Origin of the sequence: Metabacillus endolithicus (genome assembly GCF_023078335.1) — a bacterium.
Lineage (GTDB): Bacteria > Bacillota > Bacilli > Bacillales > Bacillaceae > Metabacillus > Metabacillus endolithicus.
Genome location: NZ_CP095550.1, coordinates 274,810 through 291,685, shown reverse-complemented (window position 1 = coordinate 291,685; position 16,876 = coordinate 274,810). Strand labels below are relative to the sequence as shown.

General features: G+C 30.8%; 19 protein-coding genes and 3 pseudogenes. 17 read left to right on the top strand and 5 right to left on the bottom strand.

The window, feature by feature from the left end:
• Position 1: 1 nt before the first annotated feature.
• Positions 2–386 (bottom strand): annotated as a pseudogene (locus MVE64_RS01560) (BlaI/MecI/CopY family transcriptional regulator).
• Between the two features lie 327 nt (positions 387–713).
• Here MVE64_RS01560 and MVE64_RS01555 point away from each other — a divergent pair.
• The 4 genes and pseudogenes from MVE64_RS01555 to MVE64_RS01545 all read left to right on the top strand — a co-directional run bounded on the left by MVE64_RS01555 (position 714) and on the right by MVE64_RS01545 (position 5,659).
• Complete coding sequence (locus MVE64_RS01555) at positions 714–2,456, top strand: peptidoglycan D,D-transpeptidase FtsI family protein (protein ID WP_281730489.1); 1,743 nt, start codon at positions 714–716, stop codon at positions 2,454–2,456.
• Positions 2,387–2,599, top strand: a pseudogene (locus MVE64_RS27295) (penicillin-binding transpeptidase domain-containing protein); the annotation flags it as partial. The gene MVE64_RS01555 and the pseudogene MVE64_RS27295, both read left to right, overlap by 70 nt.
• 195 nt (positions 2,600–2,794) lie before the next feature.
• Positions 2,795–4,801, top strand: a complete 2,007-nt coding sequence (locus MVE64_RS01550) for a penicillin-binding transpeptidase domain-containing protein (RefSeq protein WP_247343105.1) — start codon at positions 2,795–2,797, stop codon at positions 4,799–4,801.
• Between the two features lie 441 nt (positions 4,802–5,242).
• Complete coding sequence (locus MVE64_RS01545; protein ID WP_247343102.1) at positions 5,243–5,659, top strand: hypothetical protein; 417 nt, start codon at positions 5,243–5,245, stop codon at positions 5,657–5,659.
• Positions 5,660–5,970: 311 nt separating this feature from the next.
• Here the strand turns inward: MVE64_RS01545 and MVE64_RS01540 are convergent, their stop codons facing one another.
• Positions 5,971–6,408 (bottom strand): hypothetical protein, encoded by a 438-nt coding sequence (locus MVE64_RS01540; protein WP_247343100.1) that lies wholly within the window; start codon positions 6,406–6,408, stop codon positions 5,971–5,973.
• A gap of 223 nt (positions 6,409–6,631) precedes the next feature.
• Here MVE64_RS01540 and MVE64_RS01535 point away from each other — a divergent pair, with 223 nt between their 5' ends.
• From MVE64_RS01535 to MVE64_RS01525, 3 genes are all read left to right on the top strand, one after another.
• Positions 6,632–6,799, top strand: coding sequence for a hypothetical protein (locus MVE64_RS01535; RefSeq protein WP_212137905.1), 168 nt, complete (start codon positions 6,632–6,634; stop codon positions 6,797–6,799).
• Positions 6,800–7,105: 306 nt separating this feature from the next.
• The gene (locus tag MVE64_RS01530) at positions 7,106–7,636 is read left to right on the top strand and encodes a GNAT family N-acetyltransferase (protein WP_247343098.1); all 531 of its coding nucleotides are present in this window, start codon (positions 7,106–7,108) and stop codon (positions 7,634–7,636) included.
• A gap of 208 nt (positions 7,637–7,844) precedes the next feature.
• Positions 7,845–8,078, top strand: coding sequence for a DUF3953 domain-containing protein (locus MVE64_RS01525; protein WP_247343095.1), 234 nt, complete (start codon positions 7,845–7,847; stop codon positions 8,076–8,078).
• Between the two features lie 285 nt (positions 8,079–8,363).
• On the opposite strand, the gene MVE64_RS01520 is transcribed toward MVE64_RS01525, so the two are convergent.
• Positions 8,364–8,783, bottom strand: a complete 420-nt coding sequence (locus MVE64_RS01520) for an HXXEE domain-containing protein (protein ID WP_281730488.1) — start codon at positions 8,781–8,783, stop codon at positions 8,364–8,366.
• Between the two features lie 226 nt (positions 8,784–9,009).
• Between MVE64_RS01520 and MVE64_RS01515 the strand changes: the two genes are divergently transcribed.
• From MVE64_RS01515 to MVE64_RS01495, 5 genes and pseudogenes are all read left to right on the top strand, one after another.
• A complete protein-coding gene (locus MVE64_RS01515) occupies positions 9,010–9,357 on the top strand; it encodes a hypothetical protein (RefSeq protein WP_247343092.1) in 348 nt (115 codons plus the stop codon).
• Positions 9,358–9,565: 208 nt separating this feature from the next.
• The gene (locus MVE64_RS01510; RefSeq protein ID WP_247343089.1) at positions 9,566–9,766 is read left to right on the top strand and encodes a hypothetical protein; all 201 of its coding nucleotides are present in this window, start codon (positions 9,566–9,568) and stop codon (positions 9,764–9,766) included.
• Between the two features lie 210 nt (positions 9,767–9,976).
• Complete coding sequence (locus MVE64_RS01505; RefSeq protein WP_345740818.1) at positions 9,977–10,357, top strand: DUF5412 domain-containing protein; 381 nt, start codon at positions 9,977–9,979, stop codon at positions 10,355–10,357.
• A 75-nt stretch (positions 10,358–10,432) separates the two neighbouring features.
• The gene (locus MVE64_RS01500) at positions 10,433–10,870 is read left to right on the top strand and encodes a hypothetical protein (RefSeq protein WP_247343086.1); all 438 of its coding nucleotides are present in this window, start codon (positions 10,433–10,435) and stop codon (positions 10,868–10,870) included.
• 194 nt (positions 10,871–11,064) lie between these two features.
• A pseudogene (locus tag MVE64_RS01495) lies at positions 11,065–11,789 on the top strand (alpha/beta fold hydrolase).
• Between the two features lie 365 nt (positions 11,790–12,154).
• On the opposite strand, the gene MVE64_RS27290 reads toward MVE64_RS01495, so the two are convergent.
• Positions 12,155–12,664, bottom strand: a complete 510-nt coding sequence (locus tag MVE64_RS27290; RefSeq protein ID WP_281730445.1) for a CBO0543 family protein — start codon at positions 12,662–12,664, stop codon at positions 12,155–12,157.
• A gap of 175 nt (positions 12,665–12,839) precedes the next feature.
• Positions 12,840–13,298 carry a CBO0543 family protein gene (locus MVE64_RS01490; protein ID WP_247343084.1) on the bottom strand — a complete coding sequence of 153 codons (459 nt, stop codon included), beginning with the start codon at positions 13,296–13,298 and terminating at the stop codon, positions 12,840–12,842.
• A 785-nt stretch (positions 13,299–14,083) separates the two neighbouring features.
• On the opposite strand from MVE64_RS01490, the gene MVE64_RS01485 reads away from it, so the two are divergent.
• The 5 genes from MVE64_RS01485 to MVE64_RS01465 all read left to right on the top strand — a co-directional run bounded on the left by MVE64_RS01485 (position 14,084) and on the right by MVE64_RS01465 (position 16,765).
• Entirely contained in the window at positions 14,084–14,329 is a 246-nt protein-coding gene (locus MVE64_RS01485; protein WP_247343081.1) for a hypothetical protein, read from the top strand.
• Between the two features lie 182 nt (positions 14,330–14,511).
• Complete coding sequence (locus MVE64_RS01480) at positions 14,512–14,736, top strand: hypothetical protein (protein WP_247343078.1); 225 nt, start codon at positions 14,512–14,514, stop codon at positions 14,734–14,736.
• Positions 14,737–14,963: 227 nt separating this feature from the next.
• On the top strand, positions 14,964–15,386 hold the full coding sequence (locus MVE64_RS01475; protein WP_247343075.1) for a hypothetical protein: 423 nt from the start codon (positions 14,964–14,966) through the stop codon (positions 15,384–15,386).
• Between the two features lie 131 nt (positions 15,387–15,517).
• A complete protein-coding gene (locus MVE64_RS01470; RefSeq protein ID WP_247343073.1) occupies positions 15,518–16,132 on the top strand; it encodes a hypothetical protein in 615 nt (204 codons plus the stop codon).
• Between the two features lie 231 nt (positions 16,133–16,363).
• On the top strand, positions 16,364–16,765 hold the full coding sequence (locus MVE64_RS01465; RefSeq protein ID WP_247343071.1) for a hypothetical protein: 402 nt from the start codon (positions 16,364–16,366) through the stop codon (positions 16,763–16,765).
• Positions 16,766–16,876: the final 111 nt, after the last annotated feature.

Here is a 16,876-nt window from a genome sequence, read left to right as displayed (position 1 = left end):
TTTAATGCTTCCTTTTGTTTTTACGATCTTCTAATATTTGATACAATTCATTAATTTCATGCTCAGACAGCTTATCTTTTTCTAAGAAATTTAATACCATTGAATTTAAAGTACCATTATAAAATCGATTTAAAAAACTATGACTTTCAACTTCTATATAATCACTTTCCTCTACATTTGCTGTATAAACAAATATACGACCTTCTTTATGATTTTTTAGTGCTCCTTTTTTAATCAACCTTAACAACATAGTTTGGATGGTTTTAGAACCAATCACTAGTTTTCGATAACTTTTCGATAACTTCATTCGTATTAATGGCAGGATGTTTCCATATGATTTTCATCACTTCTAATTCAGCTTCTGAAATTTGCGGAATTTTTTTCATATAAACCACCTTTAAACTTACATTTGTAATATTTATATTATATTCTGCCTATAAGACTAAGTCAATGAAGCAACAAAAAGGATTGACACTAAATATTACATGTGTAATATTTAGCTTATTCATTCATTCAAATAAGCTAAAAAGAAAGGAGATCATGTTTTGGCAGTTAATGTTGAACAACGAAAGGTACATAAAAACAGACTTATAAGGGTTAACATTTTCTTCTTTATCGTGTTTTTATTTTTTGTGGCTCTGATTTTAAGACTTGGTTACGTTCAAATTGTTTTTGGTGAGGAATATAAAAAAGAAGTAAATAGAACAGTAGATATGATTGTCAATACTCCGGTTCCTCGAGGAAAAATCTATGACAGAAACGAAAAGGTTATTGTAAATAATGGTCCTGTCAAAGCAATTACGTATACGAGGATGAAGGGAACAACTTCAGAAGAAATGGTTGAAACAGCAAAGCTCCTTTCGCAAATGATTGACATGGATGGAGAGAATATGAAAGAGAGAGATTTAAAGGATTATTGGATTGTTACTAGACCTGATCAGGCAAGCAAAAAGATTAAAAAAGAAGAATTACTAGATGAAACGTTAACTGATAAAGATCGGTATAATCGACAAATTGAACGAATTACCTCACATGATTTAAAGGGAATTTCTAAGGAAGAGCTTAAAGTTGCGGCGATATTTACGAACATGAATAGCGGCTATACTCTAACTCCACAAGTGATTAAAAGATATGTGACGGAAGAAGAGCTTGCTATCATAGGCGAGCATTTAACCGATTTGCCAAATGTGGATCTTTCAACTGATTGGGACCGTCTTTATCCGCACGAACATATTTTTCGTTCAGTTTTAGGCAATGTGACTTCATCATCAGAAGGATTACCAAGCTCTAACTTAGAATACTATTTATCTAGGGAATATAACCGAAATGATCGTGTTGGAAAAAGTCAGCTTGAATTATTTTATGAAGAAATTCTACAAGGTCAAAAAGCAAAGAAAAAGTATATAACAGATCAAAATGGGAAACTTTTAGAAACAGAGAAAATCTCTGAAGGACAGCGAGGGAAAGATCTTGTCCTAGCTATTGATTTTGAGCTACAAAAGGTAGTAGAACAAGTGATTCAAGATGAACTTAGCAGAGCGAAGGGAAGAAACAGATTTTTAGATCGTGCCTTTGTTGTCATGATGAACCCTAACACAGGGGAAGTACTAACTATGGCTGGTAAACAAATTGTTCGCGAAAACGGGAAAAATGTGTTTCGGGATTATGCATTAGGAACGATTAATTCACAATATGAAATGGGCTCAGTAGTAAAAGGAGCAACAATATTAGCTGGTTTAGAATCGGGTGCTATTAAACCTAATACAATTTTTAGTGATGAAAAATTAAATTTAAAAGGGACACCATTGAAAGGATCACATTCAACAACATTAGGGACAAATGGAATTGAAGGGGCATTAAAAAAGTCATCAAATGTATATATGTTTAAAACGGTGATTGGAATGATGGGAAAGGAATACCAATCAGGGATGTCACTACCTAAAAAACCTGAGGCAGTACAAGAATTTAGAAATGTTTTTAGTCAGTTCGGTTTAGGTGTGAAAACCGGAATTGATCTTCCCAATGAATCAAATGGATTAATAGGGAAAGAAGCATATACAAAACCCGGTTTATTCCTTGACCTTTCTATCGGCCAGTATGATAACTATACAGCGATGCAATTAGCACAGTATATTTCAACTATTGCAAATGGAGGCTACAGATTGAAGCCGCAATTAGTGAGAACCATACATACACCCTCAAGATCTAATGAAATAGGGCCAGTGTTTCAAGCTTTTCAACCAGAAGTGTTGAATAAAATCACCATGGAAGAAAAATATTTACATCAGGTTCAAGAAGGATTTAGGCAAGTGTACCAAAGCCTGGTGGAACTGCTTATAAATATTTTGGAGGAGATCCTAGATACAATGAATTCCAAGCAGCAGGAAAAACAGGGACAGCACAATCCTTTTATCAAGACCCAAACACGAAAAAAACATACGCAACTTACAATTTAACACTAATCGGTTATGCACCTTTTCACAATCCAGAAGTAGCGTTTTCAATTACTGTTCCATATTTAGATAGTGATACTGACCCGGTTAATAAGTATATAGGACAAAAAATCTTAAAAGCATATTTTGATTTAAAGGTAGATTAAGTTTTAAAGCGAATACTATTAGCAAAAGAGAAAATGAGATGATTTACCTTTAAAACTTACAGTTGTAATAATTAATAGGAGGAATGGTGATCATAATGATAGTCGAATTAATCAAAATTCCTACATAAATAATGCATGAAAAACTTACGAATGTAATAGTAATAATCGTATTGCTATTTTTTAGGAGGACATATAATGAACAAGAATAATCTACTAATTCAGTTGTTTATGATGATAACTGTTTGTTTATTGATTATATCTGGATGTTCAAACAGTGATAAACAACAAAAAACGTTTGAACAGTTTTCAAATCTAGTATCAAACCAAAAATATGATCAGTTATACGGTTTGTTATCAAATGAATCGAAAAGAACAATAACAAAGGAAGAATTTGTTGAAAAATATACAAATATCTACTCAGGTATCGAAGCTGATGATATAAGCGTGAGTAGAATAGAGAAAGAGCATGAGGAAAACATAGTTCCTTTTTCTATTAAAATGAAAACTGCAGCGGGAGAGGTGAGTTTATCCTCTTATCAGTTACCGTTAGTAAAAGAAGAGAAGGAATGGAAGATTACTTGGGATGAAAGCTTGATTTTCCCCACGATGAAACCAGGAGATAAGGTGAAAGTACGTACGATGAAAGCCACAAGGGGAAGTATTCTTGATCGTAATGGATATCCACTTGCGAAAGATGGAGAAATCAAAACAGTCGGAATCAACCCAGAAGTTTTTGATAAAAGCAATCGAGAAGGAAAAATAAAGGAGCTTGCAGCAATCTTAGACATAAATGAAGAAAGAATTGTTAAAAAATTAGAGCAAAATAAAAATCCAAAATATTTTGTTCCAATAGTAGACATGATGCCAGATAATGAAATATTAAATACATTACAAGAACGAGGTGCTAATGGTATTTTTATAAACAATAAAACATCAAGGACCTATATCAACCATAAAGCCTTCGGACGACTTCTTGGATATGTTGGAAGTATTACGGCTGAGGAACTGGAAAAGAACAAAGAAAAAGGATATAGTACGACTTCGCTTATTGGAAAAGCTGGTCTTGAGCAAGTATATGAAGATACATTAAGAGGATTTGATGGAGTAGAGATTTATATAGTAAGAGATCAAGAAAAGGTAGAAACCATTGCAAGTAAAGAACCACAGCATGGGCAGGATATTAAATTAACAATTGACTCGAATTTACAAAGTATCATCTATGATGAAATGAATGAAGAGAAAGGGTCAGCAGCAGCTGTACATCCAAAAACCGGAGAAGTTCTTGCTTTAGTCAGCTCGCCTTCTTATAACTCAAACCGTTATACAACATATGTAACAAATGAAGAACAACAAAGTCGTGAAGAAAGCGATTTTGCTGATGAAGTGAATCGATTTAGTAAACTATATTCACCCGGATCTGTTTTTAAGTTAGTGACCGCTACGACGGGACTGGAGAAAGGAACAATTGATCCGGAGAAGCAAATTTCGATCAACGGCCGTTCCTGGCAAAAAGATTCTTCCTGGGGGAACTATAGTATATCAAGAGTAAATAATCAATCCTCTGTGAACTTAAAAGATGCCGTAAAATATTCAGATAATATTTATTTTGCTATGAGTGCTCTAGAATTAGGGAGCGATGCATTGATTTCAGGTGCTGAAAAATTTGGTATTGGAGAGCCATTAGAAGTCGGTTATCCACTGGGAGATAGTCAAGTTTCAAATAGTGAAAGCATTAAAAGCGACATCCTGCTTGCTGATTCAGGATACGGCCAAGGAGAAGTATTGGTTACAACATTAAATATGGCTCTTGCTTATAGCGCATTATCCAACGATGGAAATATTATGGCACCCTCATTAGTTCAAGAAGAAAATCAAAACATTAAGATTTGGAAAGAATCAGCTATAGGTTCTGCCCATCTCCCCACTTTACAGCGTGCCTTTACAGCTGTTATCAATGAAGAGGGTGGAACAGCTAATGATGCAAAAATATCTGGAATTACTTTAGCTGGAAAAACAGGAACCGCCGAAATAAAAGCATCTCAAGTAGACGAAAATGGAACGGAAAACGGCTGGTTTATCGCAACAGATTTAGAAACTGCTAAAATCTCTCTTGCAGTCGTCCTTGAGGATGTAAAAGAGAGGGGCGGCAGTCATGCAACGTTACCAATTATTAAAAACACGTTATCAGATTATCTAAAATAAAGTGATACAATAGATGAATCAAAAAAATTCCCTACAACTATATAAGTGGGGAATTTTTTTATCATTAAATATACAGTCGCAAAATGTACAATGTTATAGATTTACAAACAAAGCTGGGACAATTAACCTGTGCCCTTATCCCAAACTCCCCTTTATTGATTCAATTTCAGGAGGAGAATTAATAGCGGAAGAGAAGTGGGGGAATTTCCGTAAATTTTTAGACATGATTAAGGAAGACGACTTTTTCGGTCTACAAAATTATACTCGTGAAATCTATTGACCAAACGGATAAATACAACCAGAGAGTCATTATACCTTTTTTCTTGTTCAGCAATCAGGCCAGATTGTTGAACAATAAAGTCTATTTAGAAAATGGATTAATCCATTTTTCTGTCATAAATTAGTTCAAGTGGACATACCTAGTAAGAGGAGGTGTCTTATTTGAAAAAAATTACATTTGTTGGTTTAGGAGTTGTTTTAGTCTGTATAATAGTTTTTTCCTTTAGTCTAATTAAAACTTCAGCAGAAAAGGATCTGGTATTTTCTCCTGAAGGTAAAGAAAACGAAAAAACGGATAGTCAAATAGTTGTAAGCGAAATTACAACAATAACAGAGGAAGTTTCAAAGGGGTTAAAAGCATTCGAGGGGATAGGAGATATACAAACGGATTATCAAAAGTCTCTTACTGTACGAACTTCTTTAGACAGTACCAAGTCAGAAACTGAAATTATTGCAAAAGAAATTAAAATTAAAATTGAAAAGATTATAAATTCTAAAGAACTTGACTCAATATCTAAAATTGATTCATATAAAATATATGTAAAAGATAAAGATGGGAATGATATTTCAATCAACTAAACTCATTGAGTAACAACAAAACAAATAATTATTAGTAATCTTTCAATAAGCGATGTTCTTAAATAAGGACAGGCGCTTTTTTAAGTTGAAAACGCAATTTTGAGATATAATTCAATATTGTATAAAAAAATATTTAATTTACTACTCAATTGGGAAAGATATTCCTAAAAAATGAATAGGGTGATGTCGTTGTATAAGATTGTTAGTGTTTATTTGTTAATTGTTTTATGCCTAACAATTTCGGTAAATAACACATTTGCAAATTCGAATGATGAACCCCATCCTCTTGAATATATATATCCTGAAATTGGCTATAAGATTTCAACTTCTAATTCAGTTGCTATTTCAGCCATAAGGAAATTAGCACCATGATAAGAGTTTCCGTCGTTCAATTGTTTTGCTAAAGATTTGGCCATTTCATAGTGGTTTTCATTACAATCTTGTCCATCAGGACAACCAAAAAGCGAGTACTTTGTCTTAGAGTTAGGTTCATTTCTAAACATATTAATTTCTACAGAATATACATCCTTACCTATGTTACTAACATCTATAGAGTAAGTATGAAATTTTCCTTTTACAGGTTTTGCTAGATCTTTTCCTTTTTCAGCTTTACCTATCTGAACTGACCACTGTTTTGAAGATTGTTTAACTGGTAATTCATCAAAGGTAAGGGCATTTGTCTCTAGGGATGTAGTCACAATCAATAAAAGTAGTAAAGTACATATTGAAATTAAAAATTTTTTAATCATATTTTCTCTCCTTCTATTAGATATAGCATTAATTTCTCCAAAATTATAAATATTAACGAAAAAACATTCTGTAATAATATGTAAGTGTATTGGTTATATGAAGTAGCCTATTCTATGAGGTATTAATGATTTTCGATAATGACTTTTTTCAGCAAACGAAATGGAACATTTTTTAAAATACTTCGTATGTAGAATATTAACGTTTAAATTCGGGGTGGTTTTAATGTTTGATATTACATTTTTATTTATTATGGCTTTTGCTGGTGGAATTGTGGCTATCATTGGTATTTTGGCTATATTTGGTCGAAGAATTACAGAACCAAAGAAGGAACTCCAACAAAAAGTTGAAAATCTTGAAGAAGAGGTTCGGAAGCTAAAAAATGAGAAATAAAACCCGATTTCTTAACTGTCAAACTTTGTACGAAAGATCTTTAAGGTAATTTAACAAGGTATTGAGTTAACAATAAACTATATACCAACTTTTATTTTAATGATAGTAAGAACTTACCCTCTTATTTTGAGTTTAGGAAAATACATGACAATGACTAAAAAATTTGTTAACATTGATTTAATTGGATTAGATTTAAGTGTGTATTTTTTGCCTTTAACTGCACCTTATACGAAAAATGATGAAGTAAATTTAGTTTAATAAAAATATAAGATCCGTATTTTTCAAAAAACTTAGGAGGTTGGAGAATTGGCGATAACTGAGAGAGGTAGCGAAGTTTCTATACGTACGGGTCAAATAGACGATGCAATATCAATTTTAGATATTCAAAGAGATGTTATAACAGAAAATAAATATCTAATTTCAGAAATAGGTGAGTGTAATAAAACATTAGAAAAACAAAGAATTTGGATACAGAAGATTTTAGATAATAACAGGGAAACTTTAATTATAGCTGAAAAAGATGAAAAAGTTATCGGCTTTATAGCTTTCGAATCACCGAATCGCAAAAGATTAGCTCATACTGGCTCATTTGAAACGATGATATACAGTGATTATAGGGGGTTAGGTATTGGTAAAATGCTTATTAGTGAACTTTTGGCATGGGCTGAAAATAATCCTTTAATAGAAAAGGTGAGTTTAGGAGTTCTTTCGACTAATAATAGAGCTATATCTTTGTATAAAAGCATGGGGTTTGTAGAAGAAGGACGGAAAACCAAAGAAATTAAGGTAAGTGAAAATGAATATGCAGATGACATACTTATGTATAAATTTGTATAGCTGTTATTAACTATTGTTACAGAGGTATTTAAACAAACTTATTCAACAATAAAAGCGCGATTCTGCAGTAATGAATTGCGCCCTATCTTTCTTTAAAGGGCCATATTATTTAACAAAAGGGGCAGAAGATTATGTTAAAATTAGGAAGAATTTATGAAGAAATATACTTAAAGGTACAGAATAGTGTAATAAAGAGAGGGGATTATTGTTGTTAAAGATATTACGTTATGTCTTATCACCAGTTGTTCTTATAATTGCCGTTTATGGACTCATTACAAAGAATTTTGATTTTCAATCAATTATGATATTACTTTTGGGTTTATTAATGTTGGTAATGGGGTTAGAAGAATTTCGTAAAGAGAAAAAAACACTCGGCTGGTTACTTATAGCCGTTTTCATATTTTCTTTATTTGTATCAATTCAAGGATTATTAATGAACTAATGGGGCTATTCACGAACAATAATAAGTGCCTTTTTACATGTTAGGGTATAAATGTAGAGTTTACAGTTTTTGCTTTTATTTAGATAAATTGTTGAAGTTATTTAATAGTACTAAAATAGTGTTATAAGATAGGTCATAAAATAGGTAAATCAATCAATTGTAATCAGCTTTCTAAGGATTGTAATATAATTTTATTTTTATAGCATTATTCAGCAATCGTGCGCTGTTCTTGAAAAAAGGATATGTACCTATTATGTACCTATTTTTCTGAAAAAAGGTGACAAACTATACTAATCTGTAAAATAAATAAATTGTATACGGTGTAACAAGTCCGATTGCCGTGTAGAGACCGGGGGTATAAGTTTTCAAAATAAGGGTCTGTATGAGATGAACAAGGTTATGTAATATTACAAAACACAAAAAAATCATAAATAAGATTGATGTCCATCCACTTTCAATGAATTGTACCTTTATGAACACGATAGTTGAGGCAACTAAAAATATTACCACATCTCTCTTAGCAAAAGAATGTGAATTAATATTCCAGAAGCTCCAAATTAACTTCTTTAGGCGATTATCATTACTTTCAACTAGACTCGACGTTTTCATAGACCAACTTTCAACACTGATTATTTCTTCAAAATCATGTAACATAAATATGACTAAAAAAAGCCAAATTGCATTATGAATTTCTAATGAGAACATCATGTTTAGCCTCCAAAATAAGTATACATTTTTATAATAACACTAGTTGGAATATTTTAGGTTGTTTAGTGCTCACTTAACTAATAAAGTAAAGAAACAATCTTCAACAATAAAAGCACTTATCTTGAATAAAGGAAAGTGCTTTTTCATGTTAAGAAGCGTGATTGCTGCACAAAGTGATCGCTTTTACAGAACTATTAATAGAGTACCTTATAGGAGTGAGATTTTGAAAAAACATATTTTGATTTCTCTTTTTGCCTATCTATTTATTATTATTAGTGGATGTAATTTTTTTCAAGGGGATAATATACCAATTGAGCTGGTTGCCTTTAATAGCCTAACAAAGGAGGAACAAGATAAAATTCTTGTGTCTCCAAAGGATTCATCAGTAAAAAAAGTGACAGTAAATGATGAGTTAAGTGAACAGCTTGGCAATAACCTTATCGGTAAGAGGCTATATGCAGTAATATTTAATGGTACTGAAACTGATTCTGTAGGCAAACTTATTGTGTATGTGGATTTGAATAAAGAGACCGTTGTGGGAAAAGGTTACGAGAAAAAAACTAATAATTGATTTTCCACAAACGGCGCCATTCTTGAATAAGAATGTCGTTCTTTTATATTATAGGGCCAGGTTGTTTAACTTTAACAAACACTAGGGTATTTTAAATTGTGATACTTTGTACTTAAGCTAACCTGCTTAGTGAAAGAAGGGAATATTAAGTAATTTACAATATGTTACAATTATGATAGGTGTGAAAAGAATTGGGGGGCAAATTATTTTGAGTAATGAAAATCCACCAAAATTAGAAAATTGGCGAGTGAAATATGGAGCATTAATTATTGCGATAAGTTGTTTATGTAGTGTATTTATTACCTGGGGAAATAATTGGATTCTTACATGCATATTAGGATTAGGCGTATTGATTTGTGGAACGATTGGAATATTTGATATAAGGCGAACTATAACGGGAAAAAGATAAAAGTTGTTCATCAATCGAAGCGCAAATGTTTAATAACATTTGCGCTTTGTTAATTAGAAGAGGGAGATAGGTTAAATCAAGGAAAGACTAAGAGGTTGTGAGAAATACTTTGCAGTTTTCTATAAAAATTCACACAAAACTAAGGGGGATTTTACCAATAGAACATTGTGAAATATAGGGTATGATTATCTTAATATGTTTTATTGCTAGCTGGGGGAGAACGGAATAAATGAAAAAATATTAAAACTTGTTATTTTTGTTTCTTTATTATTTATTGCATTAGGGAGTTATGGGGTTTATTGCGCATTTTTTGATATGAATAGATTACCAACAGGAGAATTTCTATCAAAGAAAACTTCACCTGATGGAAAATATACCTTAAATACATATGTTGTCAATGGAGGTGCAACAACATCTTATGCTGTTCGTGGTGAATTAGTTTTTAATGAAAAAAATAATAAATCTAAAAATATATATTGGAATGATAGAGAAGAAATTGCAAATATTACTTGGACTGACAATGATACAGTTATGATTAACGGACAAGAATTAGATGTACCGCATCAAAAATTTGATTTTAGACATCAGTAACGATCTATACAATTAAGGGTGGGAGACATTTCTTAATAAAGACTTTCTTAATTATTGAAAGATAAGGTGAGATTCATGAAGCTTTATAAAGGTATAACAGGTTTTTATGAGCAGCAAAATGAAACTCCAGAAGTGGACGGCAGACATTTTAAACATCTGTGTTTTAGCCTTATCTATGCCAACGGAGGATCTGTTTTAAAATTTAATGAACCTCAAGAATCTAACTTTTTTAAAGTAGAAGTAAATGCTGTAAATAAACATATTTATATTCTACTTAATGCACATTATCCTTTATTAGCGTTTGCATCTATTGTTCAATTCGATCAAATTAAATTCATTGACGATTCGCTATTATATGATCTGTTTAGGCCATATTATCAAATATTAAGTACCGAAGAACTTAATAAGCCATTATCACAGTTTGAAAATGAACTTTACAGTGCTGAATTGAAACAAGTAGCATTTTGGAAGCCTAATAGGATTGGAGATATTATTTTCAATCATTGGGATTAAGTAAATTTGATAAATTAATAATTTCTTTTAATAGGAATTCTATTGTTAATATTCCACAAACAAAGCGCTTTTCTGAAACAAGGAGAGGTGCTTATTTCAGTTTAAGGCAGATTGTCTAATAAGGAAGAACAATATCTGTTAAAATTAGGAAAGGTTAAATGGTTTTGAGTACATTAGTTAAAGAGAGGTAGTAAATGATTAAAGAGATGCTTATAAAAATAAATGATTTTCATTTATATGCTAAGTTGGTTGGTAAAAATAATGGAAAGCCTACAATAGTAATGGATGCTGGGTATGGTGATTATTCAAAGGCGTGGGATTCAGTTATATCGGAACTTTCATTGCTAACAGATGTTTTAATTTATGATAGAGCAGGCTTAGGAAAAGTGCATCAAGTTCTAGACCAAGAACGAGCAGAGAAATGATTAAAGAATTAAGAGAACTAGTTAAAAGAACAAAGATCAAACTCCCTTTTATCTTAGTTGCTCATTCATTTGGTGGAGTTAATGCAAGAATGTATTCAACTGAATATACTAATGATGTTTGTGGACTTATATTAGTTGATTCTACACCTGAAGATTATAGAGAGAGATTTCTTCCAACGATGTCTGATGAGTTTCAGGAAGCATATAATAAACAATTTGTTCATGAAGGTAATTATGATGAATTTATGGAAAGTTTAAAACAATTAAAGGAATCTAGAAGTTTATTAAATGTGCCATTAAGTGTCCTTTCAGCTGGTAAAAAGGCACATTATACAAAGGAATCGCAAGAATTATGGAATGAGATGCAAAGGGAAATTCTAGATATATCTTCAAACGGGGAGTTAATTATTGCTGAAAATTCTGCACATTATATACAAAATGATGAACCAGAGGTTGTAGTTGATGCAGTAAAAAGGTTACTTAGCAACTTTTAAGGGGGATATATTTAATTAAGTTTATTACTTTATTAAGTACTTCCTATAAAGAAAATCTTCCACAAACGAAGCGCTTATCTTGATAAAAGTTAAGTGCCTTTTCATGTTAGGTCCATATTTTCCTATGTCTTTGTGGTTCCTTAAATTTTCATATGGTAACTTCAAATAATTTGTAATGATTAATGCGATAGCGAATGGACTATTTGCTTTTCTCTTTATTCCTTTCTTAAAGAAAATTAAAATTGTTCATCTAAAAAGGTTAAACTATTTCCAATTCTTTATATATACACTACAAAGCATATTTATTGTATGCAGTAACTCTATATACCAAAAAAAGAGTAGGGAATTTGTGCCTACTCCTTCGATTATTTAAAAATATTGTAGAAAATTCTATTGTTAATAGATCTACTTTTATAAAACCATCTGTGGTAAATGCGTGACACGTAATAAGATAACCACATTGTAATAAAGCTCCAATACCATGTCCAATTGTTATACTTAATTAGGTTAGTGTATTTGACAGCAAATATTTCAAAACATGTAATTATGGATGTGTGGATACCGTAATAAATTAGTTTTACAACTTTACTACCCTTTTCTGGATAATATAAATTGAATAATGAGCACAACGCAGGATAAACAAAGTATTCAAATGTAAAACTAGATTTAATTGCTTTTTTAAAGAATAGACGATTAGGATAAGAAATTAAACCTTTCTCAACTACAAGTAAACCGAAAAGCCATGTAATGACTTGTTTAAACAAAAAGGATATATGTGCTTCCCGTATTTTGTTTTTAGGAACATATTTAATTAATAATATCGACGTTATGATCCACGCTGATAATTCAATTGTTTTATCTAATTTATTATTCATAAGTATTGCGCACCTCCTAAACATAGGTTGGCAAAAATTTAAATTTTTATGTGAAATTAAAAATGTCTATTGCACAGTACGCATAAAATGTGACAAATCAATTATTCAATAAGCGTATGAGAAATAGGGAATTGTTATAAGGTCTTACTGTCTTAATATGTAGCAGAAAGTGTAGTTAGTTATTCCTTTTCTTTTCTATCCATTTATAATGAAGATAAAAAATACTATATAATACCCAATCCGCCCAATAAGAGTGAAATAAGTTCCACCATTTCAGATGTATAAACCATCCCATTCTTACAAAGAGCCATTCAGCTATTATACTAAAGGTTGTCCAATAAAAAAGATATTTGAAAATCGATGAGAGGGATCTTTCCTTGGGAAGCCATTGCAGGAATAAATACATGATGACAAAATAGACACCCCAAGAAGTTAACCAACGTGCAATAAAAATATGGAGTCTGTTTTCTATATTAAACTTCCATAATTCCACAACATGCATAAATAAATCACTCATTAATGCGACAATCATACCAAAGTAAACAGTTGATAAAAAGAACGGAAGTTTGCTTTTATCCGCAAACAAAATATAAAAAGACCAAGACATTGCAAATAATGTGATAGCAAATGTCATTCCAAGACCCCGTTCATCCCATTATTAATATGCATACTATTCGCTAATTTTGAAAAAGAAATACATATGAGGAATAAATAAGGACTAATCCAAAAAATTGGTGAACGTCCTTCTTCAACTAAAGGGTGCCTTACTAAATAGTTATCTTCCGCAAAACAAAGCGCAATTCTTGAATAAGAATGGTGTTTTTTTCATGAATATGACCAGATTGGAGAAGATTATTAAAGTATAAAAGGGTTATAAAATTGCATTTGAAAAGTAGTTTGATGAATTTATTAAATACAAAACATTTCCATGTACATCTACATTGGTTATTCTATATATTTTATTAAAGATATTTTTGAGTAAGAGGTGCTGTGTGAGAAAGTACTTTTTTTGGAGTTGGCTACTTTTGTCAGTATTTTTGTCTTTAACGATTTGTTTAGTTAATTTTCCGATACGTGACCTAGAAAATTTTCCTCTGTTAGACATGATTAAGAGCGTCCTCTTTCTAACTGGTGGAGTTTTATTATTTAGTTCAATAATGTCTATATTACTTCTCGTAAGAAACATTAAAACTACTATATCCCTAGGTATTATTATGCTCATTTTATTATTCTTTTTGGGCATTCAATATAGCGTTTTACCTCTATTTATATTAGGTCCTATATTTATAATATTGTTATTTACTATTGGGCTAGTTCACTTTTTAATAACTTATTTTATAGGTAAGAACTTATATTATTCAATTTAGCAAACTTTAATGTGGATTAACCTTTTCTACCTACCAGATCTTGGAGATGAGAATGATGAACAAAGATATAAATGATCTTACTGAACTATTTATTGAGAACGCATTAATACAGGGAAAATCAACTATTAATGGTGATTCTAAAAGGGGCAATAAAGCCAGTGATAATCTATACAAAATTTCTATTGTAATGAAAGAGGATAGAGAGTTAGCCGAAGAAATGCTTGATATACTTTTGTGTCATACAGAGCCGAATGTGATTATTTGGGGCTTGTGGAATAGCTTTGGATATAGATTATAAATCAATAGAAGTTGAAAATATGTTAAAAAAGCTAGCTCATAGCAATGAATTAGGAATCCTAAGTTTCAATGCTGAAATGATTTTGAAAGTTAGAGAAGGGCAAGGATTGTCTGATTAGTCAATGGTACCTTGCTGTTAGAAGTTGAACAAGCAATAAAAGATATGAAAAAGGAGGACGATCAATGCCAGTTCATGAATTTGGAATAATTGATAATATTAATCCTAATCAAAACAAGTTTAATTATGAACCATCAAAGTACAATTGTATTTCTGTTGATGAAGAGGTTATCGATACCTTAAGTGAACATCTACCTAAAGTAAGAACCTATTTTCATTCGCTTCAACGTTCAGAGTTCGGGTTAGCTAATACTGGAATTACAATAATACCTCCAGAATCATTATCATAATTTTGTGACATATTAATCTCTTCAACATTATATAAAGATTCAGTTGAGGTTAATAGACTGTATGAAATGATTGTAATTGCTAATCAACAAAAGAAATACATGATCCATTTTGGATTATAAAAATTTCTGTTTTAATCATTTATCTAAAAATAAAGAATTCCATTATTAAATGATTATTTTAGTCGTGGAAGTTTTGAAATTATGAATTGTAAACAGGAGGTAAAGCTATGATTACGGTTATGAATGCAGAAAGTTACCTTAAAAATAAGATCGGTGAAGGTACAGTTAATATAAAAGATGTCTGGGAAGCTTTTAAAGCTTTTTCAATAGAGTTAGTTGAGGGAGAAGAAGAAAGAGAAATCTTATTTCAATGTGGGGTTTATAATTTTACTGGAGAGAAATTATTCCATTTTGATTTTGTACGTCAATTTAGTGTATATCTAGAAGGTGAATATTCTCATTTGGAACAACTGCACTGTGAATTTCTATTTAAACCAACCAAGGAATTAAAGAAGTTAAAGGTAGAAGAATGGTCTATGGATTATGTAGATATTGATGAATTTTTCAAACATATTGAAAGTCTTAAAGAGTTTAATGCACCTTTAGGATTAATTCCTATAAAGTTGGAAATTTATCAAGAGGAAAATTAGTGAAATTTCTTTAAATGTAATCTTTATCAATAAAAGCACTGTTCTTGAACAAGAAATAGTGGCAACCAAATTGAATTGAAAATGGATTTAGAAAAAGATGGTGTAGACGAATGTTATCTAGGTGGTGAAAAATGAATAATATTAAAACCTATTTAGTAATACCAAGAAACATTATTGACCAAAAATTAGGGAGCAATTTTGAGGAATGTTTAGTGAAATTTCCAGAAGTGTGCTATATATCTTTTAATCAAGAATCTCAAGTGAAAAAGTTAATAGAAGAGGATCTAATTGATTCAAAGCATCTAGAACTTTGTATTAATATCGAATTCAATAATAATATACTGTTAGACCATAAATTTAAGGGATTAAACTTATGGGAGGATATAATTGATGCTATAATTAAGTATCAAGCGAGAAAGATTAGCGAAGTATTATTAGGAATTGATCCTAATATTCTAAGATTAACAAAAGAAGATGAAATAGGAAACTTAAAGTGGGAAATCTTTAATGAGTATGATCCTGATGATATATACTACTCAGGAATAGTTAACAGTAATGAATACTTGTTTCATTTAATTGTTGCTGCTAAAGAATTTTATAATAATCTAAAAAGATACAGTATTTTTACAGAAATAGAATATAATGAGTCAATATCTGAAATTGCAAAGATTGAAAAAAATTACAAATATAAATCAACTAATGCTAACGAAGCGCAAATCATGAATAAAGAAACTAACATAATATGAATTAATAAACACACACATTACCCAAAATGTGTGTGTTTAATTTATTAGAAGTATTCTTTATAAGTATAGATAAGGAAAATTACTGCTATAACTGTGTACAAGATTGAAGTGTAAAATGCGATAGAAGGATAAAATTTCTTTTCTTCTTTACTATTAATTCATAATTTAAAACCTGTAGTAGCTTGGGAGAGCATATCTAGATTATTACTTAAGAAAAGGGAGGGAATCGTTATGAGCTTAGCAAGTTATATTGGGTGTAATGTAGAACTACCTTTAAGTTCCGAAGACTCAAATGATGTATTACTAATAGGTAATTCTTTTTCGGAGGATTATCATCGATTAAATGTAAAAAAGTATCAATTCACTACTTGTTTTGTCTATGAGGTTTCAACCGATTGGGGAATCGATATTTCCATACACACTAATTCAGAAGTAAATGCTGAATCAAAGAAAAAAATCATAAGACTATGCGAAATAATGGATAAGTTCCTGAAACCAGGAGAGTACTTTGAAGTTTATAGTTGTTGGTTAGGTGAAGAAACTGAGAAGAGAGAAAATGAGTTAAAAATAAAGGACACTAATGTAGATCAAATTGAAATAACAGATAAAACATATGTAAGAGTTGTTAAATAATAGTTTTTAAATAACAATATTCGACAAACAAAGCGCTTTTCTGGAAACAAGGAAGGTGCTTATTTTATTAAGGACAAACACTTGAAGAACAATTAAAATGAAATTGAGTTT